At 61.9% G+C, this 25,171-nt stretch carries 24 protein-coding genes; 21 read left to right on the forward strand and 3 right to left on the reverse strand.

The genetic code is table 11. From position 1 onward, the window contains the following. The first annotated feature begins 527 nt into the window (after nucleotides 1-527). The 3 genes from B2M20_RS00005 to B2M20_RS00015 all read left to right on the forward strand — a co-directional run bounded on the left by B2M20_RS00005 (nucleotide 528) and on the right by B2M20_RS00015 (nucleotide 3,495). Nucleotides 528-1,064: an invasion associated locus B family protein gene (locus B2M20_RS00005; RefSeq protein WP_079445063.1), complete on the forward strand. Its 537-nt coding sequence runs from the start codon at nucleotides 528-530 to the stop codon at nucleotides 1,062-1,064. A 150-nt stretch (nucleotides 1,065-1,214) separates the two neighbouring features. Continuing rightward, nucleotides 1,215-2,642 (forward strand): metalloprotease TldD, encoded by a 1,428-nt coding sequence (gene tldD, locus B2M20_RS00010; RefSeq protein WP_079445064.1) that lies wholly within the window; start codon nucleotides 1,215-1,217, stop codon nucleotides 2,640-2,642. A 331-nt stretch (nucleotides 2,643-2,973) separates the two neighbouring features. Beyond that, nucleotides 2,974-3,495, forward strand: coding sequence for a hypothetical protein (locus B2M20_RS00015; RefSeq protein ID WP_244553361.1), 522 nt, complete (start codon nucleotides 2,974-2,976; stop codon nucleotides 3,493-3,495). A gap of 25 nt (nucleotides 3,496-3,520) precedes the next feature. Here B2M20_RS00015 and B2M20_RS00020 read toward each other — a convergent pair whose 3' ends face one another. After that, nucleotides 3,521-4,264: a DUF4336 domain-containing protein gene (locus tag B2M20_RS00020; RefSeq protein ID WP_079445066.1), complete on the reverse strand. Its 744-nt coding sequence runs from the start codon at nucleotides 4,262-4,264 to the stop codon at nucleotides 3,521-3,523. Between the two features lie 297 nt (nucleotides 4,265-4,561). On the opposite strand from B2M20_RS00020, the gene B2M20_RS00025 reads away from it, so the two are divergent. Next, the gene (locus tag B2M20_RS00025; RefSeq protein ID WP_079445067.1) at nucleotides 4,562-5,482 is read left to right on the forward strand and encodes a pirin family protein; all 921 of its coding nucleotides are present in this window, start codon (nucleotides 4,562-4,564) and stop codon (nucleotides 5,480-5,482) included. 63 nt (nucleotides 5,483-5,545) lie between these two features. Here the strand turns inward: B2M20_RS00025 and B2M20_RS00030 are convergent, their stop codons facing one another. Beyond that, entirely contained in the window at nucleotides 5,546-6,547 is a 1,002-nt protein-coding gene (locus B2M20_RS00030) for an adenosine kinase (RefSeq protein WP_079445068.1), read from the reverse strand. Between the two features lie 121 nt (nucleotides 6,548-6,668). Here B2M20_RS00030 and murJ point away from each other — a divergent pair, with 121 nt between their 5' ends. The 4 genes from murJ (at nucleotide 6,669) to B2M20_RS00050 (ending at nucleotide 10,778) form a co-directional block, all read left to right on the forward strand. Beyond that, complete coding sequence (gene murJ / locus B2M20_RS00035) at nucleotides 6,669-8,228, forward strand: murein biosynthesis integral membrane protein MurJ (RefSeq protein ID WP_079445069.1); 1,560 nt, start codon at nucleotides 6,669-6,671, stop codon at nucleotides 8,226-8,228. Nucleotides 8,229-8,327: 99 nt separating this feature from the next. Then, nucleotides 8,328-9,371: a tryptophan--tRNA ligase gene (gene trpS / locus B2M20_RS00040; RefSeq protein ID WP_079445070.1), complete on the forward strand. Its 1,044-nt coding sequence runs from the start codon at nucleotides 8,328-8,330 to the stop codon at nucleotides 9,369-9,371. A 135-nt stretch (nucleotides 9,372-9,506) separates the two neighbouring features. Continuing rightward, a complete protein-coding gene (locus B2M20_RS00045; RefSeq protein WP_079445071.1) occupies nucleotides 9,507-10,001 on the forward strand; it encodes a universal stress protein in 495 nt (164 codons plus the stop codon). 213 nt (nucleotides 10,002-10,214) lie between these two features. Beyond that, on the forward strand, nucleotides 10,215-10,778 hold the full coding sequence (locus B2M20_RS00050; RefSeq protein WP_079445072.1) for a NifU family protein: 564 nt from the start codon (nucleotides 10,215-10,217) through the stop codon (nucleotides 10,776-10,778). Nucleotides 10,779-10,908: 130 nt separating this feature from the next. On the opposite strand, the gene B2M20_RS00055 is transcribed toward B2M20_RS00050, so the two are convergent. Next, on the reverse strand, nucleotides 10,909-12,009 hold the full coding sequence (locus B2M20_RS00055) for a DUF2778 domain-containing protein (RefSeq protein ID WP_079445073.1): 1,101 nt from the start codon (nucleotides 12,007-12,009) through the stop codon (nucleotides 10,909-10,911). A 302-nt stretch (nucleotides 12,010-12,311) separates the two neighbouring features. On the opposite strand from B2M20_RS00055, the gene tsaB reads away from it, so the two are divergent. From tsaB to B2M20_RS00120, 13 genes are all read left to right on the forward strand, one after another. Then, complete coding sequence (gene tsaB, locus B2M20_RS00060; protein WP_079445074.1) at nucleotides 12,312-13,010, forward strand: tRNA (adenosine(37)-N6)-threonylcarbamoyltransferase complex dimerization subunit type 1 TsaB; 699 nt, start codon at nucleotides 12,312-12,314, stop codon at nucleotides 13,008-13,010. Then, nucleotides 13,007-13,489: a ribosomal protein S18-alanine N-acetyltransferase gene (gene rimI, locus B2M20_RS00065; protein ID WP_079445075.1), complete on the forward strand. Its 483-nt coding sequence runs from the start codon at nucleotides 13,007-13,009 to the stop codon at nucleotides 13,487-13,489. Before tsaB ends, rimI begins: the two co-directional genes overlap by 4 nt. Nucleotides 13,490-13,633: 144 nt before the next feature. Continuing rightward, nucleotides 13,634-14,083 carry a Fur family transcriptional regulator gene (locus tag B2M20_RS00070; RefSeq protein WP_079445076.1) on the forward strand — a complete coding sequence of 150 codons (450 nt, stop codon included), beginning with the start codon at nucleotides 13,634-13,636 and terminating at the stop codon, nucleotides 14,081-14,083. A gap of 207 nt (nucleotides 14,084-14,290) precedes the next feature. Then, nucleotides 14,291-15,712, forward strand: coding sequence for a tRNA (N6-isopentenyl adenosine(37)-C2)-methylthiotransferase MiaB (gene miaB / locus B2M20_RS00075; protein ID WP_079445077.1), 1,422 nt, complete (start codon nucleotides 14,291-14,293; stop codon nucleotides 15,710-15,712). Nucleotides 15,713-15,716: 4 nt separating this feature from the next. Further along, nucleotides 15,717-16,766 carry a PhoH family protein gene (locus B2M20_RS00080; protein WP_079445135.1) on the forward strand — a complete coding sequence of 350 codons (1,050 nt, stop codon included), beginning with the start codon at nucleotides 15,717-15,719 and terminating at the stop codon, nucleotides 16,764-16,766. A gap of 62 nt (nucleotides 16,767-16,828) precedes the next feature. Continuing rightward, complete coding sequence (ybeY, locus tag B2M20_RS00085) at nucleotides 16,829-17,338, forward strand: rRNA maturation RNase YbeY (protein WP_158081476.1); 510 nt, start codon at nucleotides 16,829-16,831, stop codon at nucleotides 17,336-17,338. Further along, nucleotides 17,339-18,466 (forward strand): hemolysin family protein, encoded by a 1,128-nt coding sequence (locus B2M20_RS00090; protein ID WP_079445078.1) that lies wholly within the window; start codon nucleotides 17,339-17,341, stop codon nucleotides 18,464-18,466. A gap of 2 nt (nucleotides 18,467-18,468) precedes the next feature. Continuing rightward, on the forward strand, nucleotides 18,469-20,070 hold the full coding sequence (gene lnt / locus B2M20_RS00095; RefSeq protein WP_079445079.1) for an apolipoprotein N-acyltransferase: 1,602 nt from the start codon (nucleotides 18,469-18,471) through the stop codon (nucleotides 20,068-20,070). Nucleotides 20,071-20,281: 211 nt separating this feature from the next. Next, nucleotides 20,282-20,698: a helix-turn-helix domain-containing protein gene (locus B2M20_RS00100; RefSeq protein ID WP_079445137.1), complete on the forward strand. Its 417-nt coding sequence runs from the start codon at nucleotides 20,282-20,284 to the stop codon at nucleotides 20,696-20,698. 19 nt (nucleotides 20,699-20,717) lie between these two features. Continuing rightward, nucleotides 20,718-21,506 carry a tRNA (guanosine(46)-N7)-methyltransferase TrmB gene (gene trmB, locus B2M20_RS00105; RefSeq protein WP_079445080.1) on the forward strand — a complete coding sequence of 263 codons (789 nt, stop codon included), beginning with the start codon at nucleotides 20,718-20,720 and terminating at the stop codon, nucleotides 21,504-21,506. A 336-nt stretch (nucleotides 21,507-21,842) separates the two neighbouring features. After that, nucleotides 21,843-22,622, forward strand: a complete 780-nt coding sequence (gene rimP / locus B2M20_RS00110) for a ribosome maturation factor RimP (protein ID WP_079445138.1) — start codon at nucleotides 21,843-21,845, stop codon at nucleotides 22,620-22,622. A gap of 3 nt (nucleotides 22,623-22,625) precedes the next feature. Continuing rightward, a complete protein-coding gene (nusA, locus tag B2M20_RS00115; RefSeq protein WP_079445081.1) occupies nucleotides 22,626-24,233 on the forward strand; it encodes a transcription termination factor NusA in 1,608 nt (535 codons plus the stop codon). Between the two features lie 261 nt (nucleotides 24,234-24,494). Further along, nucleotides 24,495-25,160 (forward strand): RNA-binding protein, encoded by a 666-nt coding sequence (locus B2M20_RS00120; protein WP_079445082.1) that lies wholly within the window; start codon nucleotides 24,495-24,497, stop codon nucleotides 25,158-25,160. Nucleotides 25,161-25,171 lie beyond the last annotated feature (11 nt).

Below are 25,171 nucleotides of genomic sequence, written 5' to 3' on the forward strand. Positions count from 1 at the left end.
CGCCGCTCCGCCAAACGCTAATCCCAGAAACCGGCGGCCAAACCGGCGGCCAGACTGGCCCATCGACATCTTCATGCCGCTCGCGCTCCTTGTCATAAATAAACCCTAAACAAGCCCCTAAGCAGTTCCCGCCGAGGACGAGCCTGCTGCTCCTCTGACGCTTCCGCAAACAGCCTGCGCGCCGTTTAGCTAGAATGCGTCCAAAGCCGCCCCTCTCAAACCATAATTTGTCGCGCCTCGCAAGGACCAAGGACAGCGAGTTGAGCGATGCTTAAAACGGCCGTGCGGCGCGTGGGCTATAAACGCATCGGGCCGACGACGCGGAGCGAAACACAGGGTTCACGGCAGGACGCCGCTTGACAGGCGGATTGTCCGATGTAGGCACAGGCTCGGCCGCTTCGCAGATTCGGCCGTGGTTCGGGCTAATCCGGGCCGGGACCGCCTTCAAGGCGCCGTCATTGACCGTCAGGCGGCGAGGCATGGTCGAAAGCAGGGGATCGACCCGGATGGAGCCTTCTAAACAACATATGAGATATGCATTCCCGCGCATGGCGGCTCGGCGGCAGCCGCTCCGCGCTTTGGCGGGCTTCGCCGCCGCACTTCTCGTGGTCGGCTTTACCAGTGCGGCCGAGGCCCAGGGAGCCGTCAAATCCGTTCATGGCGATTGGCAGATCCGCTGCGATACTCCTCCCGGAGCGAAGGCCGAGCAATGTGCCTTGATCCAGAGCGTGGTGGCGGAGGATCGCTCCAATGCCGGTCTGACCGTGATTGTGCTCAAGACCGCCGACCAAAAAAGCCGGCTGATGCGCGTGGTGGCGCCGCTCGGCGTGTTGCTGCCCTCCGGCCTCGGGCTGAAGCTCGACAACGTCGACGTTGGCCGCGCCGGTTTCGTGCGCTGCCTCCCAAACGGCTGTGTCGCCGAGGTCGTTCTGGACGACAAGCTGCTTGGGCAATTGCGCAGCGCAAAGACGGCGACATTCATCATCTTCGAAACACCCGAGGAAGGCATTGGCTTTCCACTCAGCCTGAACGGGCTCGGCGAAGGTTACGACAAGCTGCCCTAGAGCCCGAATCTGAAGCTCGCCTCAGCGAGTAGCGCGACGCCACTCGAGAAGTTCGGCAGAAAAAGCCTCCCATCTGGCGGTAATCATACCTATCTTGAACTTCTGTCCGCCTGAACCATACGGAACGGGCACGTTGCATCCGGAGTTCGCATGACCAGCCCCACTAGCACATCTCTGCTCGAACGCGCGGATCTCGACCGCGATTCCGTACGCAACGAAGTTGCGCGGGGCCTCAAAGGCGCGGACGATGGCGAACTGTTTCTCGAATATAACCAGAGCGAAGCTTTGATGTTCGATAACGGCCGGCTCAAGCAGGCGACCTATGATACCTCGCAAGGCTTCGGCCTTCGCGCGGTCAAGGACGACGCCGTCGGCTACGCCCATTCGTCCGACGTTTCGCTGCCCGCTCTGATCCGCGCTGCCGATGCCGTCGGCGCCGTGCGCGGCGGCTATCAGGGCACTTTCGCGGCCGCTCCCTCCCATACTAACGTACGGCTTTACGGCGATGACAATCCGCTCGATGGCCTCGGCTTCGAGACCAAGGTCAAGCTGCTTGCCGAAATCGACGCCTATGTCCGCGATAAGGATCCGCGGGTGCGTCAGGTGTCCGTCAGCCTCGGGGCGACATGGCAGGTCGTTGAAATCATGCGGCCGGACGGCGAAAGCTACCGCGATGTCCGTCCGCTGGTGCGAGTGAACATCTCCGTCGTCGCCGGACAGGGCGACCGGCAGGAAACCGGCAGCCAGGGCTATGGCGGCCGCGAAGGCTATGCCCGCTTCATCGAGACCAAAGCGTGGCGGTCAGCGGCAGAGGGCGCTATCCGTCAGGCGCTGATCAATCTGGAATCGATCCCTGCGCCCGCCGGCGAGATGGACGTGGTGCTCGGCCCGGGCTGGCCCGGCGTGATGCTGCACGAAGCGGTAGGACACGGCCTCGAAGGCGACTTCAACCGCAAGAAGACGTCCGCTTTCGCGGGGCTGATGGGTCAGCAGGTCGCGGCCAAAGGCGTCACCGTGGTCGACGACGGCACCATTTCGGCCCGACGGGGCTCCCTTTCCATCGATGACGAGGGCACGCCGACCAACCGCACCGTGCTGATCGAGGACGGCATCCTGGTCGGTTACATGCAGGATCGTCAGAACGCACGGCTGATGGGAATGAAGCCGACCGGCAATGGCCGCCGTCAGGACTATGCCCACGTACCGATGCCGCGCATGACCAACACCTATATGCCGGCGGGCGATCGCGATCCGGCGGAAATCCTCGCGTCGGTGAAGAACGGCATCTATGCGGTCAATTTCGGCGGCGGCCAAGTCGACATCACCTCGGGCAAATACGTGTTCCAATGCACCGAGGCCTACCTGATCGAGAACGGCAAGATCGGCGCTCCGCTGAAAGGCGCCATGCTGATCGGCAACGGGCCAACCGATTTGCATCGCATCACCATGGTCGGCAACGATGTCGCGCTGGACGACGGCATCGGCACGTGCGGCAAGAACGGTCAGGGCGTACCCGTTGGCGTCGGTCAGCCGACCTTGCGAATGGAGCGAATAACGGTCGGAGGAACGGGCGGATAACGCGGATACGTCCGCATCCGCCGCGACGCCCATGGCGCCAATGCTCCACATTGTTGTTTTGACGCGCTTTCTTCACGCGAACTGGAATCCACTTCGCTCGAACGCGATAGCCGCCTGCGACATGAGCAAATGGCGCCGCTCGTCTACATCAAGGATTGCCGTCAGTACGGCCATCCGCCAACTGGCGGCTCGCGGTCGTAAGTCGCTGTTCCGGGCGACGAACACGCGCGTGTGAACCATATTTCCGATATTCGCTTGAACCCGAACCCATCATCAGGAACCTAATCGTACAGGTCGCGTTTTTGTTTCTGACTGTGCGTTGGTGGGTATGATGCCGATCTTCCGTTATTTTGTGGTGATGGGTTGCTGCCTTGCAGGCTTGCTTTTTGTCGCTGGTTTGCTGTGGCCCAGTGATCACGTGGAGATTGCTGATAACCGCCCGGCTGCCATAAACGTGGCAGCATCAACGGCAGAATCCGGATCTGCGAGCCAGGCATCGGCCGCAGGGCAGGCGGTTCTCAATACAATAGATAATTGGCGCCGGTCGGAGAAACGTTTCGAGCGGGCGAAGCAACATCCCCATCCTGTCGTCTATCCGAACGTCGCCACGCTGGCGCCAACCCCCGATCGTCTGCAGTGGGAACGCCATCTCCGTTATCTGCCGGCGGACCACGTCTACGAAGCGCGGGCGGAAATGCCGAAGGAAGCGACCGCGGAACGGTCCAAGGTCGCCGCGAAGCCAGCGACGCGTAAGCATATTGCCCATGCCCGCCCGGCAAGGATCGCGCAAGAGGCCGAGCGCCCGCGCTATGCCCGCAACGCCGCGTGGAATCCGTTCGGTCTGTTCGACTGATGCCGGCGGCCTCGCGAGCCCACCGTTATCGCAATAGCCACCGGAAGGCGCGGCGTAATTCGTCCGTGCCATTGCAATCGTACCATCGGCCATGGGCCAGAATAATCCGCTCCGGATTCCAGTCGATCATAGATTCCACGGCAAACCTCAACCGCGCCTTGTTGCGATAGGATGCACGCATGTCGCGCGGCATCGATCCGTTCGGGTCCTGCGCGCAGCCGAGCCGCGTCAGCCAGCGCATGAAAACTGAGTGCAGCTTGTGAGGCTCAAAATTCTCGATCAGATCGGTCACCACCAGCGTCCGGCTCCGGCGATGAAAGAAAACGACTTCCGTCATGTAGCTGCCCTCGACCGGAAGCGTCGCCACGCTGCTGTCCCAGGGGTAACCCCGATCCCGGTCAAGCGCTTGGCAATCGAAATCGATACGGCTGCCTGCCTGCTCGCGGATGCGCGGCGCGAGATAGACCTCGGTATCAGTAAAGGCGTTGTGCCAGTCCGGAATCCACCAGTAGTGGATCCGGTTGGGTCCGATGACCCAGCGCGGCCGGCCGAGGCCTTCGACACTCCGCTTGAGTTCGGGCGTCAGCCGCGTCGGCGAATGGACAAGCAAATCGCTCCCGATGCGGATGACTGTCATGCGGGTCGAGAACGGCATTTTCAGCAAAGGCGGGCCGAAGAGGATCGTCGGACCATCGACGATCCAGACGTCGTCGGCGACGCGCTTAAGCGTGTCGAGCGGCGGATAGGTCGCGGGCGTATCTCGTTCCATGGCACGACTGTCCAGCGCATCCCAAAACTGACCAATCTTCGGGCAAGATTACGCTCACCCAACGGACAAGAACAAAGTTTGATCCAGTGAACGACGGCTTCGTGAAGCCGGAATTGAAGTCCATTCTCTCCCGCGCGGTTGTCAACCGACCGACCGCGATAATTCAGAGCATGATCCCGAGAAGTAGAAACCGGTTTTCGGACAAGATCATGCTCAGTCAAAGAATCAAAAGAGTTTGATTTCAACGCAGCTGAATCGACCTTTAGGGTTCAATCGTTATTGTCTGATGGAGACATCATGAGCTGGCTTCCTTCCAACGACCCCACCCTCGGCGATCCCAAATCCTGCGATGCGCTCGAACTTGTCATCGTGCCGCGCACCCGAGATCTCGGCGACGGATTCGCCGTGCGCCGGGCGCTGCCTCATGGCAGGCGACAGATGGTCGGCCCGTTCATCTTCTTCGACCATTTCGGTCCGGTGCAGTTCGTCTCCGGCAAGGGCATGGACGTGCGGCCGCATCCGCATATCGGACTGGCCACCGTCACTTACCTGTTCGACGGCAGCATCATGCACCGCGACAGCGAAGGTAACATCCAGGAAATCCAGCCGGGCGCCATGAACCTGATGACCGCGGGTCGCGGCATCGCACATTCCGAACGCACGCCCGACGCGCAGCGTGCCAGCGGGCAGATGATGCTCGGCCTGCAAAGCTGGATAGCGCTGCCGAACGACAAGGAGGAGATCGCGCCGTCCTTCCAGCACTACGGCGCTGCCAGCCTGCCAACGGTGCAGGACAAGGGATTCCGCGCCCGTATCATCGCCGGCCGTTCGTTTGGCGCAACCTCGCCGGTCGAGATGGTGTCACCGTGGTTCTACGTCGAGGTCGCTCTCGAGGCCGGCATGAGCGTGCCGCTCGACGCGGACCACGAAGAGCGCGCGATCTATATCGTTGACGGCGAGATCGAGATCGCGGGCGACCGATACGAAGCGCCGCAGCTGCTGATTTTTCGTCCCGGCGACCGCATCACGGTACGCGCGACAAAGCCGGCGCGTATGATGTTCCTTGGCGGCGACGCGCTCGAAGGACCGCGGCACATCTGGTGGAATTTCGTCTCCTCGAGCAAGGAGCGTATCGAACAGGCAAAGCAGGACTGGAAAACCGGCCACTTCGCACCCGTGCCGAACGAGCACGAGTTCATTCCGTTGCCGGAAAACTGATCTTTATGTTGACGCGTTTTCGTTACGCGAACAGGTCACCACTTCGCTTGAAAACGCTATGGCCTACACCGGCAAGCCGTTCGCTTGTGCCAGTTCCTTGAGCGACACCTGCGGCCGTGCGCCGATGTGCTGAATGACCTCTGCCGCGGCGAGCGCGCCGAGCCGCCCCGCGTCTTCGTGGCTCGCGCCGCGCACCAGCCCAAACAGGAAACCGGCGGCGAACAAATCGCCGGCTCCCGTGGTGTCGACCAACGTGTCGATGGAGCACGCCGGGACCGCCGTTGTTTCATCCTTCGTCACGACGACGCAGCCCTTCTCGCTGCGGGTGACGATGCCGAGCGCAATGTCCTCGCGCAATTGCGCCAGCGCCGTTTCGAAGTCGGAGGTCTGGTAGAGCGAATGCAGTTCGGTCTCGTTGGCGAAGATCAGATCGACGGCGCCGCTTCGCATCAATTGCAGAAATTCGTCCCGGTAGCGATCGACGCAGAACGCATCCGATAAGGTCAGCGCGACTTGTCGCTTGGCGTCATGCGCGATCTGCGATGCCTTGAGAAACGCCTCCTTGGCGGCTTTGGGGTCCCACAGATAGCCCTCGAGATAGAGGATCGACGCGGCGGCGACGGTGTCCGGATCGATGTCCGCCGGCGACAGATCCTGAGCCGCGCCAAGATAGGTATTCATGGTGCGCTCGCCGTCCGGCGTCACCAGTATGTAGGAACAGCCGGTGGCGGAGCCGTCGGATGCTGGCGGCGTATCGAAGGCCACCTTGGCGGCCCGAATATCATGGGTATAGAGACGGCCGATTTGATCGTCCTTCACCTTGCCAACATAGGCGGTGCGAGCCCCGAACCCCGCAAGACCGACGATGGTATTTGCGGCCGAGCCGCCCGACATCTCGGTCGCGGGTCCCATGTCGGCATAGATCGAGGCCGCGCGCGCCTCGTCGATCAACGCCATGCCGCCCTTGGTCATGCCGTGGGCGGCGAGAAAGCCCTCATCGGTCCGCACCAGAACATCGAAAATCGCATTGCCGATCGCAAGCACGTCGTATTTCGCTGCAGTCATTAAGAATATCCTGTCGCGGCAATTGCGGTAAAGCGAGGAATCCGGTCAGACTCCTGACCTGTGAAGGTGCCGCGTATCACGGCACCTCCATGCCATCAAGCACGGTACGGCCAACCTCGCCATGATCCGCTCCGTCCTCACAGTCTCCTCAGGCACCCTGGCCTCGCGGCTGCTTGGTTTCGCGCGCGATGCGCTGACCGCGGCGCTGCTCGGCGCGGGCCCGGTCGCCGACGCTTTTCTGATGGCGTTTCAGCTCATCAACGTGATCCGCCGGATGCTCGGTGAAGGTGCCCTGAATGCGGCGCTGGTGCCGGCGTGGATGCGCCTGCGCGACGGTAGCGGCCTTGCCGCCGCATCGGCCTTCGCCGGCAACGTGCTCGCAACCGTGAGCGCGATGCTGATTGCGCTGGCCGTGATCGCCGGCGTGGCGATGCCGCTTCTCATGAGGGTGCTCGCGCCGGGTTTTGTCGGCAGCGAGAGCTTGCAACTCGTCGTCACCGACGCACGGCTGATGCTGCCCTATCTCGCTTTCGCAGGTCCCGCGACCGTCATCATGAGCCTGCTGAACGCCCGGCATCGCTTCGCGATCACCGCGTTCTCGCCGCTGCTGTTCAATGTCGCCCTGATCCTCGTCGCGGTGCTGCTGCTGTCGTTGCATCAGGACTCACATTTTGCCGCAGTGGTGATGGCGACAACCGTCGGCGTCGCGGGATTGCTGCAACTCGCGGTGCTTGCGCTCCTGACTCGCCGCGACGATCTCGCAAGTCCCTTACGAATATCGCTCGATCCCGGAATGCGGGATTTTGCCCGTAAGGCCGTCCCCGGCATGATCGCGAATTCAGGGCCGCAACTGCTGATCTTAGCCGGCGCAATCGTCGCGTCGACATCGCCGTCGGCCGTGTCGTGGCTTTACTTCGCAAACCGCCTGATCGAGTTGCCGCTGGGAATGATTGGCGTCGCCATCTCCACCGTGCTGGTGCCCGAAATGACCCAAGCCCTCAACAAGGGCGACAGAGCGGCGATGGTCAATGCCGAGTCACGCGGGATCGAACTGGCGGGAGCTCTCGCCTTGCCCGCGGCGGTCGGCTTGATCGTCCTCAGCGAGCCGATCGTGCGGGTGCTGTTCGAGCACGGCGCGTTTACCGCGGCCGACACGAGCGCAACGGCGCTCGCGCTGGGCTGTCTTGGCTTCGGCCTTCCCGCCTATGTGCTGATCAAGGCGCTGTCTCCGGCGTTCTTCGCACGCGGCAATACAATGACGCCGCTTATGGCCACACTGAGGGGCGTGGCGGTCGCGATGGTACTCGCGTTCGTATTCGGACGGCTGTTCGGGGTCGCGGGAATAGCTGTCGCCGTCGCGCTCGGTGCATGGAGCAATGCGGTGAGTCTCGTCCGCAGCATTGCTGGTACCTTTGGATTTTCCATCGATGCCGAAGCGCGCCGGCGTCTGCCGCGCATCGGGCTGGCGGCGCTCGTGATGGGCGGCGTTTTGTGGTTCGCTGGTCGGCTACTATACCCAATGTCCAGCGTGCACGGGTTGCTCCAGGCCGCCACGCTGGTCGTCCTGATCGCCGCAGGCGTCGTGATCTACGGCCTGCTGCTGTTGACGTTCAGGGTCATCGATCGGAACGACATACAAGCCGCGCTGATGCGATCGCGATCCGGCGACTTGCGCGCTTAGATTCCGCGTGGCAATGGACGGCGCGCCGGACCGAAGGCATGAGCCCCGCGTTTCGCCGCATGTTTTCCGAATCGCGCGCGGGCAAGCAGGAACCAAACGATGACGACACGGGTTTTTTCAGGCGTTCAGCCGACCGGCAATCTGCATCTCGGCAATTACCTCGGCGCCATCGTTAATTTCGTAAAATTGCAGGCTGACCACGAGTGTCTCTATTGCGTGGTCGATCTTCATGCCATCACCGTGCCCGTCGCCGTCTGGGGCGGGCCCAATGAGCTCCGCCGCGCCACCCGCGAAGTGACGGCAGCCTTTATCGCGAGCGGGATCGATCCGAAGCAGCACATCATCTTCAACCAAAGTCAGGTGGCCGGGCACGCCGAATTGACGTGGGTGCTCAACTGCGTGGCGCGGCTCGGCTGGCTCAACCGCATGACCCAGTTCAAGGAAAAGGCCGGCAAGGATCGCGAGAACGCGTCGGTCGGGCTTTACGATTACCCGGTTCTGATGGCGTCGGATATCCTGGTCTATCGCGCGACGCACGTTCCGGTCGGCGAGGATCAGAAACAGCACCTCGAACTCAGCCGCGACATCGCGCAGAAATTCAACAACGACTTTTCGGAGTCGATCGCCGCCAACGGTCATGGCGACACATTTTTTCCGCTGCCGGAGCCCGTGATCACGGGGCCTGCGACGCGGGTGATGAGCCTGCGCGACGGCACCAAGAAAATGTCCAAGTCGGATCCGTCCGATTATTCGCGCATCAATCTGACTGACGACGCCGATGCCATCGCGCAAAAGATCCGTAAGGCCAAGACCGATCCGGAACCTCTGCCGTCGGAGGAAAAGGGGCTGGAAAACCGCCCCGAGGCCGACAACCTGGTCGGCATCTATGCGGCGCTCTCAGGGAAGCCCAAATCCGCGCTCCTCGCAGAGTTCGGTGGCGCGCAGTTCTCGAGCTTCAAATCCAACCTCGTCGATCTCGCGGTCGCAAAGCTATCGCCGATCGCTCGCGAGATGAAACGGCTCACCGACGATCCGGCCCATGTCGACCAGATTCTGATCGAGGGCGCCGAGCGTGCCAGCGTGATCGCATCGGAGACCATGGACGCGGTGAAGGACATCGTCGGTTTCATCCGCGGGCGCTAAAGCCTTTCCGTTTGCGAACCGATATCCACTTCGCTCGAAAACGCTATAGTATGTCGCGGTCCGGAACCTGCTTGTCGAGGCAGCCGGTGCCGTGGCAGCATAGCGACGGGTTGCTGATTCAGCATCGGGACATGCATGAGCGCACAACGTCGAAGCTACGAGAGCGGTCACAAGCCAAAATATCTGGTCGTGGTCGATGACAGCGCTGAATGGGATCGCGCCGTTTATTACGCCAGCCGCCGCGCCATCCGCGTCGGCGGAGGCATCGTGATGTTGCGGGTGGTGGAGCCGGAAGACCGCAATCAGGAATGGCTCGGTGTCGCCGAAGTGATGCGGGCTGAGGCCTACGAAGGTGCGGATGCGGCGCTCGAGCGCGCCTCCGGCCGAGCCAACGGGATCGCCGCGATTACGCCTGAACGAATCATTCGCGAAGGCGATCCGCTTGAACAAATTCTGGATGTCATCGAGAAGGACGTGGATATTTCGATGCTGGTGCTCGCCGCCGCCGGCGGTCCCGAAGGTCCCGGCCCGATCATCACGACGCTGGCCAAGACCGCTGGAAACTTTCCGATTCCAGTGACGATCGTGCCCGGCACCCTGACGAACGACGCGATCGACGCGCTGTCCTAGAGCATGATCCCAAAAAGTGGGAACCGGTTTTCGGATAAGATCATGCTTAATCAAAGAAGGGTGATTCCACGAAGTCGGATCAGGCTCCAGGCTATTTCCGTCCATTCGGCCGCGGAACGGCTGCCCCGCTGGCGCCCTTGATCGTGCCTTCGTGATCGCTATCTGCTAGAGAACCCACGCGCCGGCCTTGAACCGGCGGCGACGGAGAGATCGATGTTCATTCAGACCGAAGTCACCCCCAATCCCGCTACCTTGAAGTTCCTCCCGGGCCGCACCGTGCTCGGCAAAGGAACAATGGAATTCACCGACCCCAGCACGGCCGGCCGCTCAATGCTCGCCGTGAAGCTGTTTGCCGTGCACGGCGTCACCGGCGTTTTTTATGGCTCGGATTTTATCACGGTGACGAAGGACGACAGCGACTGGCAACATCTCAAGCCGGCCATCCTCGGCGTCATCATGGAACACTACATGTCGGGCGCGCCGCTGTTGACGGACGGCGAGGGCGAGACGAACACAGACAACGACGTTGAATTTTTCGATGAAGCAGACGCCGAGACTGTGACCTTGATCAAGGATCTGATCGAGACGCGGGTGCGGCCGGGAGTCGCCGATGACGGCGGCGATATCACCTTCCGCGGCTTCAAGGATGGCGTCGTTTACGTGAACATGAAGGGTTCGTGCTCGGGATGCCCGTCATCGACCGTGACCTTGCGAAATGGCATCCAGAACCTTCTGAAACATTTCGTGCCCGAGGTCGTCGAAGTGCGGCCGGTCTAGAAGAGCGCGTCTTTTCGCAGGAGGCTTTGGCCTTTCCGCTTTCTGATGGATTCAGAAGCGGGCTCTCTGAATTTTTATTGGACGCGTTCTTCACGCGATTCCGGTATCGTCTGGCTCGAAACGCTATAGTTCAGAGTTTGGCAACGACAACCAGCCGCTTGATTTTGCCGCTCTTATAGGCGTTTAGAAACGCGTGGTAGTTCTTGAACGACACGCAGCCGTTGGAGGCGCCGCTCGGCCCAAGCATGTAGGTATGTGCCAGCAGCCCGGTGCGCCCGTATATCTTATCCTCGCCGCCGATCGGTTTCAGCCTGATCGCCTCCACGCCGTGGAAAGGGCGTTCACGCAACGACAGATCGTAGGTGTGTGGCGGCGTCACGCCGCGCATTCTCCTGTCGGCAGAACGCGGATCGTCCATCATATTGCCAAGCCCGGAATGCGCCTCAAGTGTATTGCCGTCCGGGAGGTAGACCTTACGCGCGGAAATATCATAGACGGCGGTGAATTGGTTGTATTGCGGGATGCGGCCGAGCGTCAGGCTCTCACCGTCGCTGGTCACCCCGCCGTCCGGTGCAGCGAACGCCAGTTGCAGGCCGGCCGCGGGCTTGCCGAACAGTCTCTCGAAGATCGACGGTTTCTTCGGCTCCGGCTCGACAGCGGCGGGGACTTCCGCGACCTCGCGGGAAGAGCTGGCAGCCTGCAGCTGACGCAGTTCGGACGGACGCGGGGCTGGCATCGGAACAATCGCGGCGACTTGGGGTGCCGGCGGGAGCGGCAGGGTCTCAGGTGCGGTCTCGACCGGAATTGAGGCTACGGTCTGCGGGGCATCCTGAGCCGGCTCAAATGAGCCGGGCGGCGGCCCGAGGAAGCGCGGACCATAGAGCCATGCCGTGCGGGCTCGCGCTTCAGGATCTTGAGCACGGGCCTTGGCCACAGGCGTTCCGGTGGTCGCCCTCACCACACGCGGCGCGGGTATTTCCCCCAATGCCTCGTAGGCCGCCGCGATGCGACGAACCGGTTCCACCGAAAGCCTGGATGCAAGCGGCGGTAACGATGCGGTCACCAACTCCGTGGGTCCGCCGGATACATGGGTATAAAGGGTCCAGGCGCAGGCCAGCCCGATGCAGGCGAGCGCGGCGGCGCCCAGAATATTTTGCGGGACCGCCTTGCGGGGCGAGTCGGCGGAATAGGCCGCCACATCATAGTAACGTCTGCCCGTAACGTATGTCATTCGCCCCACGTCCAGAGACACTCTACTTCCGATCCCTGCAGGCAGTGCCCGATAGTCTGCACGCCGCCGGCATGTCCGGATCAAGACTGCGCATGGCTGATTCGGTAACCCCAAGTTCCAGCGAAGCTGTTCGCAGACTCGCTGAGCGCCATTAAGGCGACTTTTAGTTAAATGCGGATTAAATCTGAGCCGGACCCCGAGACCACGGTAAACAGCCAGATCGCGGCAATCTGGTGTCTAAAACTCGGGTTCCTTCGTCCAAACCGCAGGTAAATCCTGGGCAGGGGTGCTAATCTGGCCCCATGCTCGTCCTTGCGATCGACACCGCACTCGATGCCTGCGCCGCTGGCGTCCTGGACACCAACGCCGGCCGCCTGATCGCTCAGGAAACGCTACCGATGAGGCGCGGCCACGCAGAAACTCTGATGCCGCTGATCGCCAGGGTCATCGAATCCGCCGGGATCGCCGTTGCGGCGCTGGACCGCATCGTCGCGACCACCGGTCCCGGCAGCTTCACCGGCCTGCGGGTGGGGCTGTCGGCCGCGCGCGGCATCGCGCTTGCCGCCGACAAACCGGTGGTGGGCGTGACCACCCTGGCAGCCTTTGCCGCACCGGTTATCGGCGAAAACCGCAAGTCGCCGGTGATCTCCGCGATCGATGCCCGACATGATCAGGTTTATTTTCAAACGATAAGTGGTGACGGCGCCACGCTGGTCCACCCGCGTGTCGCGCCGATCGAGGAGGCGCTCGCCGCGTCGCGCTTCGGCGCTCCGCATCTGGTCGGGAATGCCGCAAAACTTCTCGCCGACCGCTGGCCGACGCACCTAGCGCCCCCCGTCGCGGTGGATCCGCAGCCCGCACCTGATATCGCCTGGGTGGCATGGCTCGGCGCAGCAGTCAGTCCGAACGCCGCGCCGCCCCGCCCATATTACCTGCGCGCGCCCGACGCTAAGCCGGCCGGCAATTTCTTGCTTAAAACACAGACGCTGGCCGCATTATGATGAATTGGTTCCCAGGCAAAGAGCGCGCCGCTCCCATTGTCGAGCCCGCGAGCCCAAACGACACGGCGCGCCTTGCGGCGATTCACGGCGCATCGTTTCACCGCGGTTGGGGCGAAAGCGAATTCGAGGCCATGCTCGCCGAGCGCAACACACTGGTTCAGCGTCTGCGGCTACGATCGAACGTGATCGGGTTTGCCGTGTCACGCATCGCTGCGGACGAGGCTGAAATCCTGTCGATTGCAATCGACGCCGGCTATCGCGGCCAGGGATTCTCGCCCGGTCTGCTGTTCACGCACCTTGGCCACCTCGCCGGACGCGGCGTGCGGACCGTATTTCTCGAAGTCGAGGAAAATAATCAGCCGGCGCGGCGTCTCTATGAACGCGCCGGCTTTGTCGTTGTCGGACGTCGCGAACGCTACTATCGCGAGGCGGGCGGTCAGGAACTGAACGCATTGGTGTTGCGCCGTAACTTGTCGTAATATCCAAGCGGTGGCAAAAGGAACTAGGAAAACCATCGGCAACGGTGCATCGGTTTTTTGTCCGGTCGCACTCCCTTCCATCGTTCGCGCGCATTATCTACGTTTCTATGAGCGGATCATGCGCCATCGGAACCGGACACTTTGATGACGGCTCTTAAATCAACGTCCGTGCAGGAACCCACTAAAATTGAGGGGCGTTGCGCGGCCACTGGAATGCGTATGACCGAACAGCGCCGGGTTATTGCGCGCGTGCTGGCGGAGGCCTCCGATCATCCGGACGTCGAGGAGCTCTATCGACGCTGCGTCGCGGTGGATGACAAGATCTCGATCTCGACAGTCTATCGCACGGTGAAGCTGTTTGAGGACGCCGGCATCATCGAGCGGCACGATTTTCGCGAAGGACGCGCGCGCTATGAGACGATGCGCGACAGTCACCACGATCATCTGATTAATCTGCGCGACGGCAAGGTTATCGAATTTACGTCGGATGAAATCGAGGAGCTGCAAGCTGAGGTCGCGCGCAAACTCGGCTACAGGCTGGTCGACCATCGGCTCGAGCTCTATTGCGTTCCGATGGACGACGATAAGTCCTGAGTGCCTGTCGAAACGCTGCTACGCCGTAAGCTCCTCAGTGCGAAGTCATTTCGTGTGGGGCTCGTGCCGCCATGCTGACGCAAAGACAAGGACGTCCGGCGCGACCTCACCGATATCGGACAAGGGACGGGCGCTGGATTTTCGCCGCCCTCGCCTATAAGTGAACAGGGCGCCAATAAGCGCGCCACGTCCACCGAGCCAGGTTCCATGACGCCGCCGCGCAAGCTGCACATCAAGTCCTACGGTTGCCAGATGAACGTCTACGATGCCCAGCGCATGGCGGACACGCTGGCGCCGGAAGGATATGTCGAGACAGCCAGCGTTGAGGATGCCGACCTCGTCATTCTCAACACCTGCCACATTCGCGAGAAGGCGTCCGAGAAGGTCTATTCCGAACTCGGCAGGCTGCGCGCCGCCAAAGATCAGGCGGCGCGTGATGGCCGCGGCATGAGCGTTGTTGTCGCCGGTTGCGTCGCGCAGGCCGAGGGCGAGGAGATCATTCGGCGCGCGCCGGTGGTCGATGTGGTGGTGGGTCCGCAGAGCTATCATCATTTGCCGCAATTGCTCTTGCGCGCAAAGACCGACGGCCGCGCACTGGAGACCGAATTTCCGATCGCAGACAAATTCGGCTTTCTGCCGCAGCCGTCACGGCAGGCAATTCGTTCTCGCGGTATCTCGGCGTTCGTGACGGTGCAGGAAGGCTGCGACAAGTTTTGCACCTTCTGCGTCGTGCCTTATACGCGCGGTGCCGAAGCGTCACGTCCGGTGGCGAAGATCATCGAGGACGTCGAGCGCCTGGCAGGCAACGGCGTGCGGGAGATCACCCTCATCGGGCAGAACGTCAACGCCTATCATGGCGACGGTCCCGACGGGCAACCCTGGCCTTTCGGCAAGCTGCTGTATCGTCTCGCCGAAATTCCGGGCATCGTCCGGTTGCGCTACTCGACCAGCCATCCGCGCGACGTCGAGGACTCTCTCATCGATGCCCACCGCGATCTCGACGCCCTGATGCCGTTCGTGCATCTGCCGGTGCAGTCCGGATCCGACCGCATTCTCGCCGCCATGAACCGCAGACATACCGCTGATGACTATCGCCGGGTGATCGACCGGTTTCGTCATGTCCGGCCGGACATCGCGTTCTCGTCGGACTTCATCGTCGGCTTCCCGGGCGAAACCGAGGAAGATTTCGCCGCGACCCTCGCGCTCGTCGGCCAAATCGGATACGCTGCCGCCTATTCGTTCAAGTACTCGCCGCGGCCAGGAACGCCGGCGGCGGAAATGCAGGAGACGGTGTCAACGGCCGACATGGACGAGCGACTGGTGCGGCTTCAGAACCTGATCGACAGCCAGCAATCCGCCTTCAACCGGACTGCGCTGGGCAGGACGGTTGATGTGCTGTTCGACCGTGCCGGACGCAAGCCGGGCCAGATCGCCGGCCGCACCCCCTATCTGCAGCCCGCCCATGTAAATGCATCCGACGCCATCATCGGACAGGTGCTACCCGTAACCGTGGCGAGCCTGGAACGTTACAGCCTGTTCGGAACGCTGGCGTCCATGCCGACATTCCGCGCGCAGTTGAACGATGCTGCGCCGGCCGGCGCACAGTTCCAGACGACCGCCGGAGTCTGAACCCTTGCCCAAGAGCGCATCGGATTCCCTTCCACTTGCTCCCAGCCGGAAACCCGACATACACGGCCCGCCCGAAACGCAGGTCGTCATCGATTTCGAGGACAATCGTGCGGTATCCGCGCTGGTCGGCCCTTATGGACAGAATCTCGCACAACTCGAGCGGCGACTCGGAGTGGTCGTCGATTCGCGCGGAAACCACATCACCATCACCGGATCGCGCGACGGCTGCGACGCGGGACGGCGCGTGCTGGAAATGCTCTACACCCAGGCAGCGCAGGGCCATGATCTCTCGCAGGGCGAGGTCGAGGGTGCGATTCGCGCCGTGATCGCACAAGGCTCGCTGTTCGAATACGATGCCAAGGCGCCGCCCTCGACGTTTGAGGCCATCAACCTGCGCAAGCGCCCGGTGCGGGCCCGCACAGCCGCGCAAGATCTCTATATCCGCGCCCTGAAGCGTCATGAACTGGTATTCGGCATCGGTCCCGCGGGCACCGGCAAGACCTGGCTCGCGGTGGCGCAGGCCGCGCAACTGTTCGAGCGCAAGGAGGTCGATCGCATCATCCTGACGCGCCCCGCGGTCGAGGCCGGCGAGCGGCTGGGCTTCCTGCCGGGAGATCTGCGCGAAAAGGTCGACCCGTACCTGCGGCCGATCTACGACGCGCTATATGATCTGATGGACTCCCGCATCGTCGAGCGCGCGCTGCAAAGCGGCGAGATCGAGATCGCTCCGCTCGCCTTCATGCGTGGACGCACCCTGACCAATGCGGCGATCATCCTCGATGAGGCGCAGAATACCACCTCGATGCAGATGAAGATGTTTCTGACACGACTGGGCGAAAACAGCCGCATGATCGTCACGGGCGATCCCTCGCAAGTCGATCTGCCGAACGGTCAAACATCGGGACTGGCGGAAGCGACGCGGCTGCTCGAGGGTGTCGAGGGCGTAGCTCAGGTGAGATTTACCGCCGAGGACGTCATCCGTCATGAACTGGTCGCACGGATCGTCGCCGCCTATGAAGGGTTGTCACGGCGGCCGGCCACCGGAAAAACCTGATGCCGGACATGAGTGTAGAGAAGGGCCGGCCTGCGCAAGGCGCTGGCGGCGAAAAACATACAATGATCAGCTCCGCTTCTCCCGTGACTGAAATCCTTGTGGTCGCCGATTGCTGGCGAGCGGAGGCGGATGCCGAGGCTATCATTCATCGCGCCATCGAGACCGCTGCCGGGATGGTCGATGAGGACACCGGCGATGCCGAGCTCGCGATCATGCTGACTGACGACGCCGGCATCCACACGCTCAATGCCAACTGGCGCGGCATCGACAAGCCGACCAATGTCCTGTCATTCCCGGCGCTACAGCCTACGGGTCCGTCCCTTCCCGACGATCCGCCGCGTATGCTCGGGGACATTGCGATCGCCTATGAAACTCTGCGCCGCGAGGCCGATGACGAACACAAACCGTTCAGTCATCACCTCAGCCATCTGGCTATCCATGGGTTTCTGCATCTGATCGGTTACGACCACGAAACCGATGGAGAAGCAGGAGAAATGGAAAACCTCGAGCGGAGAATTCTGGCGCGGCTCGGGATTCCAGATCCCTACGCACCCCAAGAATGGACGACGTGAGTGCCTTCGGAAGACCAACCCAGCGATAACCGGCCGGCGCAGGAGAATCGCAACCTGCCGGTACCCGTGCACAATGGCGAGGTGCTGCGCCCGGCCCCCGAGCGCTGGCTGATGCGTGCGATCCGCTCGCTGTTTGGATGGAAGGCGGGATCAGTCCGAGCCGACCTTCAGGTGGTGCTTGACGCCTCGACGCCGGACGAGGCCAGCTTCACCGCCATTGAGCGCACCATGCTGCGCAATATCCTCAGCCTGCACGAACGGCGCATCGCCGATGTGATGGTTCACCGCGCCGATATCGTCGCAGTCAGGCGCGACATTCCGCTCGGCGAACTGATCAACCTCTTCGAAAGCGCGGCACATTCCCGTCTGGTGGTTTATCACGAGAATCTCGACGATCCCGAAGGCATCGTTCACATTCGCGACCTGCTGGCTTTCATGGCTGCGCGCGCGCGCGCCACACTGCCGTCCACGGCGAAACGCAAAAAGAAACCGCCGCCTGCCGGTCTCGATTTGCGCGCTGTCGATTTGGCGCTGCCACTGAGCGAAGCCAACATTATTCGCAAGTTGCTCTACGTGCCGCCGTCCATGCCTGCGATCGACTTGCTCGCGCAGATGCAGGCCTCGCGAATCCATCTGGCGCTCGTCGTCGATGAATATGGCGGCACCGACGGCCTGGTGTCGATCGAGGACATCGTCGAGCAGGTCGTCGGCGAAATCGATGACGAGCACGACGGCGATGAGCCGCCATCGATCGTGCGCCAGACCGAGAATTCCTTCATTGCCGACGCCCGCGCCAGCCTCGAGGACGTCTGCGCCATGATCGGCGAGGCGTTCGAAACCGGCGAAGCGGGCGAGGAGGTCGACACGCTCGGGGGCTTTCTCGTCACGTATGTCGGTCGCCTGCCGGTGCGGGGGGAGGTCATTTTAGGGCCGGGACCGTTCGAGATTGAAGTGCTCGATGCCGACCCTCGCCGCGTCAAGCGGCTGCGGATCGGACTGCGCAAGGAGCGTCCCCCCGTTCGACCGCGCGACGGGCGACGACGAGAGAATGCATCGGATATAACCTCTCAACCGCACGGCGATTCGGCCTCTCTTTCACCGCCGGGCGATGGAGGCGAAACCCCGTGAGCATGAGCATCGCAGGCAGCGCCAGAACGGCGGGCCTTGCCATTACGTTGTCATGGGGTTGGAAGCGCGCCCTCGTTGCGCTTGTCTCCGGCGCCCTCTCCTCGCTTGCCATGGAGCCTTTCAACGTCTGGCCGTTGCTGTTCGTAACCTTCCCGGTCGCAACCTGGCTGATCGACGGATCGGCCGCCGGCCGTCTCGGCGGCGTGCCGGCCGCGGCGCTCGCCGGCTGGCTGTTCGGGTTCGGTTATTTCGTTCCCGGACTCTACTGGATCGGTAACGCCTTTCTGGTCGATGCACAGACTTTCGCATGGCTGATGCCGTTCGCCGTCATCGGCCTGCCGGCCTATCTCGCACTCTTTACGTCGCTTGGTTTCGCCCTGGCGCGCTTGATTTGGACCAAGGATGCTTCGCGCATTCTCGCGCTCGCCGCCGCGCTGACGGTCGGCGAATGGCTGCGCGGACACGCTCTGACAGGGTTCCCTTGGAATGCATTCGGCTATGCGCTGACTGAGCCGCTGGCCCTGGCGCAAACCGCCTCGCTGATCGGCCTGTGGGGTTTGACGTTCCTTAGCGTCGCCATCTTCGCGAGCCCCGCCGTACTGATCGATGGCTGGAGCCGCGGTCGCCGGCCATGGCTCGCCCCGGTCATCGCGGGCCTGCTGCTCGTCGCCATGAGCGTCTACGGTTCAGTCCGGCTATCGCAGCATCCGACAGAATTCACAGATAACGTCAGACTGCGCATCATGCAGCCCAATTTGGCGCAGGACGCGCGGTTCAACTATTCCGCCAAGCAGGCGGTGATGCAGAGATATCTGGCACTCTCGGACCGCGCCACCGGACCGCAGTCAACCGGCGTCAACGGCGCAACCGTTCTGATCTGGCCGGAATCGGCTTTCCCGTTTTTTCTTACCCGCGAAGCCGACGCGATGTCGGAGATCGCCGATCTCTTGCCGAAAGGAACGATCCTGATTACCGGTTCGGTCCGCGCGCCCGACCTGCCGCCAAACGCCAGGATCACACGGGCGTATAACTCGATCTATGTTATCGGCGATGATGGCGGCATCCTGTCGATTTACGACAAGCTCCACCTGGTGCCGTTCGGCGAATTCTTGCCGTTTCAGGGACTGATGGAAAAGTTGGGCTTCGTTCAACTCACCAAGGTCCAAGGCGGTTTCATTTCGGGAACCGGCCGACGGACTATCGAACTTCCAAACGCGCCAAGCATGCTTCCGCTGATCTGCTACGAGGCGATCTTTCCGGGTGACATCGAATCCAGAGGCGGCCGGCCGGGCTGGATCGTCAACCTCACCAATGACGGCTGGTTCGGGATCAGCACGGGTCCTCACCAGCACCTTCAGCAGGCGCGGCTGCGGGCCATCGAGCAAGGCCTGCCCCTTGTGCGAGCGGCGAACACCGGTATTTCGGTGGTCACAGACCCCGTAGGACGTATTGTCGCGCAGCTCGATCTCGGCGTGGAAGGCATACTGGATTCCCGCCTGCCCGCTGCCGTTACGGCAACACCCTACGCCCGCGCTGGCGATATTCCCGCCGCAATCATGGTGATCATCGCGTTTGTTCTGGTGATTCGACGGCGTCGCGACTAGCCGCGGCGCGTGAATAATTTCATGCGAGTTTCGCTACAGCGCTTCCAATCGCACGATCGATATAGTTCGTGTAACAATTTGCGCAAGTGGTATAATGCAGCCGACTGTGGGATTAACTTCGAATTTTTATCATGTGATTGAGTTGAGTTTGACGATCATGGCACCGGGAGCGTATTCAAGGATCGCGGCCCCCTTCGAGGAGACCCAGGAGATGTCGACCAAGGCGCCCAATCCTGTTGACAAGCATGTCGGCAGCCGTGTGCGCATGCGCCGCATCATGCTCGGCATGAGTCAGGAAAAACTCGGAGAAGCTCTGGGACTGACATTCCAGCAGGTTCAGAAATACGAAAAAGGCACTAATCGCGTCGGCGCCAGCCGCATCCAGCAGATTTCCGAGATACTTCAGGTTCCGGTTTCATTTCTGTTCGAGGGTAGCCCCACGGGTATCTCCAAGACCGAGGGTCTGAGCGAGGCGCCATCCCCTGCTTATGTCTCCGATTTTCTTGCAACATCCGAAGGTCTCGCGCTGACCCGCGCATTTACCCGGATCACCGATGCAAAGCTGCGCCGCAGCATCGTTGATATGGTTGAACAAATTGCAGCCAAGGAACCGTTAGACCAGCGCTAGGCCTTCACCGGGCGTGGTGATGATGGCTGTCGCTTCCGACCTTCACGATCCGTGTCGTATTGCCGACGATACATCGCTTCGCCGTGAGTCCGGTCACGGCTCGTTTTTCGGACGCCGCAAGGGACATAAGCTGCGATCGCACCAGAGCGACCTGATCGCGCATCTGTTGCCGCGCCTCAGTTTCGATCCCGCCAAGATCGAGCCGTCCAACCTGACCGCGCTGTTCGGCGGCCAGGTTGATGAAATACGTATTGAGATCGGTTTCGGCGGCGGCGAGCATCTCATCGCCGAAGCGCTGGCCTTTCCGCATACCGGCTTCATCGGTTGCGAACCCTACGTCAACGGCATGGCCAAGATCCTCGCGCAGATCGAAGCGCGTGATATCAGCAATATCCGCCTGTTCGCCGGCGATGCATCGGAACTGCTGGCGTGGTTGCCTGAAAGCTCGCTTTCGCGGATCGATCTGATCCATCCCGATCCGTGGCCGAAGCGCCGTCACTGGAAACGCCGTTTCGTCCAGAACGCGACCATCGCGGCGATAGCGCGCGTCCTCCGGCCGGGCGGCGAATTCCGCTTCGTCAGCGACATCGCCGACTACTGCGCATGGACGCTATCGCATCTGGCGCGATCGCCGGATTTCCTCTGGCTCGCCGAACGCGCGGCCGACTGGCGCAACCCATGGCCGGGCTACACCATGACGCGCTACGGTCGCAAAGCCACGCGCGAAGGCCGCCGCGCGACGTATCTGCGGTTCAGGCGAACAGACCGATCATTGCGGACGTCGCCCGCGCCTGAGGGCAGAGCGTAGGTTTTCTTTGGCGGGATCGGCTTGGCATATCCCGTCTTATCTCCAGTGCCACGCTCGGGGAGAGCTGCGAACGATGAAATTCGCCTCTCACGCCCTCGCCGGGCCTTGCCGGGGAGCGCGAACACGGCTATATTTGTGGAAACTTTCTCATACGAGTGCGTAGCGAGAGTGGGACCCGTCGGGACCCGCTCTTTTTTATTACCTGAACGGGCCTCATGCGCCGCGGCGTATCCAGGTTCCTTCAGTCAACAATGCCGACACGGACGACAATAGTGAGCGGCAGAGCCTGTGACCGGCAGACCCATTAATATCTGCAAAGCGATCCTTGAACCGGATATGACCAATCCCGTTGCCCAGATCCCGGATCACGACCTGCTCGACGAGCCTCGTCTCGTGGTCGAGCCGGGCGTCGCCGCGCGGGTCTCGTCGGTCGTCGCTCCGGTCCTGCAAGGCATGGGATACCGCCTGGTCCGCATCAAGGTGTCGGGCGAAGCCGGCTGCACGGTGCAGATCATGGCCGAGCGGCCGGACGGATCGATGCAGATCGAGGATTGCGAGGCGATCTCGAAGGCGCTGTCGCCGGTGCTCGATATTGCCGATCCGATCGACAAGGCCTATCGGCTGGAAATCTCGTCGCCCGGCATCGACCGGCCGCTGGTGCGCCGATCCGACTTCGAACGTCACGCCGGCCACCTCGCGAAGGTCGAGATGGCCGTCGCCCATCAGGGTCGCAAGCGGTTCCGCGGCATTCTTCGGGGCGTCGAGGACAACGCAGTGCGCCTGCATCGGGACGACGTCCAACGGGACGACGATGCCGATGTCCTGCTGATCATGGAGGATATCGCCGACGCGCGGCTGGTTCTGACCGACGAGTTAATCGCGGAATCGATGCGGCGGGGCAAGATCGCGGAGCGCGAGATGAAACGGAATCTCGGCGTTCTGCCCCCGCTTCCGCCGCACGCTAAAAACGATCTACCGAAACACAACGCGCCGAAACGGAAACTCAAAAACGGCTCAAAAACCCCCGGGAAAAAGCCGCCGAAGAACACCAAGGAACATCGCCTGACCGCAGAAGGACTGCGGCGCGGCGACATTGATCCCATCGAAGGAGACTAAGTCATGGCCGCTGTCAGCGCCAATAAACTCGAACTGCTGCAGATCGCGGACGCAGTAGCGCGAGAAAAATCCATCGACCGTGGCATCGTGATCGCCGCGATGGAAGATGCGATCGCCAAAGCGGCGCGGGCGCGGTACGGCAGTGAGACCGACGTTCATGCGGAAATTCATCCGAAAACCGGACAGCTCCAGCTCACCCGCCACATGCTGGTGGTCGATCAGGTCGAAAACGCCGCGAACCAGATCTCGCTGAAGGACGCTCAGCGAGCCAATCCGGGCGCGCAGATCGGCGACACCATCGCCGACACGCTGCCGCCGCTGGAATATGGCCGCATCTCCGCGCAATCCGCCAAACAGGTGATCGTGCAGAAGGTGCGCGAGGCTGAGCGTGACCGGCAATATCAGGAGTTCAAGGATCGCATCGGCGATATCGTCAACGGCATCGTCAAGCGTGTCGAATACGGCAGCGTGATCGTTGACCTCGGCCGCGGCGAGGCCGTCATACGCCGCGACGAGATGTTGCCGCGCGAGGTTTTCCGCAACGGCGACCGGGTCCGGGCCTATATCTTCGACGTGCGCCGCGAAACTCGCGGGCCGCAAATCTTCCTGTCGCGCACCCATCCGCAGTTCATGGTGAAGCTGTTCGCACAGGAAGTGCCGGAAATTTACGACGGCATCGTCGAGATCAAGGCGGTGGCGCGCGACCCGGGTTCCCGAGCGAAGATCGGCGTGGTGTCGAGGGATTCCTCAGTCGATCCGGTTGGGGCTTGCGTCGGCATGCGCGGGTCGCGCGTTCAGGCGGTCGTCAACGAGTTGCAGGGCGAAAAGATTGACATCATCCCGTGGTCGCCCGATATCGCGACGTTCGTCGTCAACGCGCTGGCGCCGGCGGAGGTCGCAAAAGTCGTGATCGACGAAGATCGGGAGCGGATCGAGGTTGTGGTTCCCGATACCAACAACCAGTTGTCGCTCGCGATCGGGCGGCGCGGACAGAACGTGCGGCTCGCCTCGCAACTGACCGGCTGGGATATCGACATCCTGACCGAGCAGGAGGAATCGGAGCGACGCCAGGCGGACTTCGAGAATGCGACTCGCATGTTCATGGAAGCGCTCAACGTCGACGAGGTCGTCGGCCAATTGCTGGCGTCGGAAGGTTTTACCTCTGTTGAAGAACTGACGCTGGTCGATACGCGGGAACTCGCCGGCATTGAGGGATTCGACGATGAAACCGCGGGCGAATTGCAGAGCCGCGCCCGCGAATATCTCGAGCAACTCGAGGCCGAACTGGAAAGCAGGCGAAAGGAACTCGGCGTGGACGACGCTCTGAAGACGGTACCTGGCGTGACATTGAAAATGCTGGTCAAACTTGGCGAGAACGACGTCAGGACAGTCGAGGATCTGGCCGGTTGCGCCACCGACGATCTGGTCGGCTGGACCGAACGCAAGGAAGGCGAAGCGGTCAAGCACGCGGGTTATTTCGACGGCATCGAGATTTCGCGCGAGGATGCCGAGGCCATTATCATGCAAGCGCGCCTGATGGCCGGCTGGATCAGCGAAGCTGACCTGGCGAAACCGGCAGAGGCCGTCGCCGCTGAAGATCAGCCGGCATAGAGCACGATCCGGAAAAGTGGGAGCCGGTTTCGATAGATCATGCTCGTTCGTAGGATTTAGGCTGGAGTCTGATCTCAGTGCAGGGATTCACACTCCAGAACATTTTCCGGCTAAGTGGGTTTGGTTAGCGTGAAGAAAATGCTCACAACCAGTAACTTGCAGTCACCGCTTCTGCGGAACGTGCGCCAGGACCCCTTCCGCGAAAGCAGACTCGGCTTCGCGGGAAGACCTCGCCGCCGATGACAAGGGAATGTTCACGACATGCTCGCCATCGCCGACCCGGCAGATCTTGACGACGGACCGCGGACCAACAAATCCGCGACGACGCGGATGTGCGTGGTTACGCGCGAGGTGCGCCCGATCGGCGACTTGATCCGGTTCGTGGTCTCGCCTTCGGGCGAGGTTATCGTGGATCTGAAACGCAAACTTCCCGGCCGGGGTCTCTGGATTTCAGCCTCGCATGCTGCTGTTGCAGAGGCGGTCCGCCGCCACCAGTTTAGCAAGGGCTTCAAGCGGGACGTTCACGTATCGGCCTCTCTGGTTGAGAAGACCCGGCAGTTGATGGTCCGCAGCGCAATCGACGCGCTGGCGGTCGCCGCCAAGGCCGGTCAGGTCGTCGCCGGTTTCGCAAAAGCGGAGGACGCGCTGCTTCGTCATCAGGCGGTTGCCCTGCTTCACGCCGCAGACGGCGCCGCAGACGGAATTCGGAAATTGGACGCTACCGTCACTAAAATAGCCGTCCAGTCCGGTAAAACGCAGGAAATCCCGGTTGTCACCACCCTGACGTCGGCAGAATTGGATTTGGCACTTGGCAGGGCAAATGTGATACATGCAGCCCTGCTCGCAGGCCCGGCGAGCAAGACTTTCCTGCAGCGCAGCCAGATCCTGGTTCGATACCAGGATGGCGGGCAGCGGCAAGGCAGCTGAACACGGCAAGA

The organism is Nitrobacter vulgaris (assembly GCF_002028545.1).
Lineage (GTDB): Bacteria > Pseudomonadota > Alphaproteobacteria > Rhizobiales > Xanthobacteraceae > Nitrobacter > Nitrobacter vulgaris.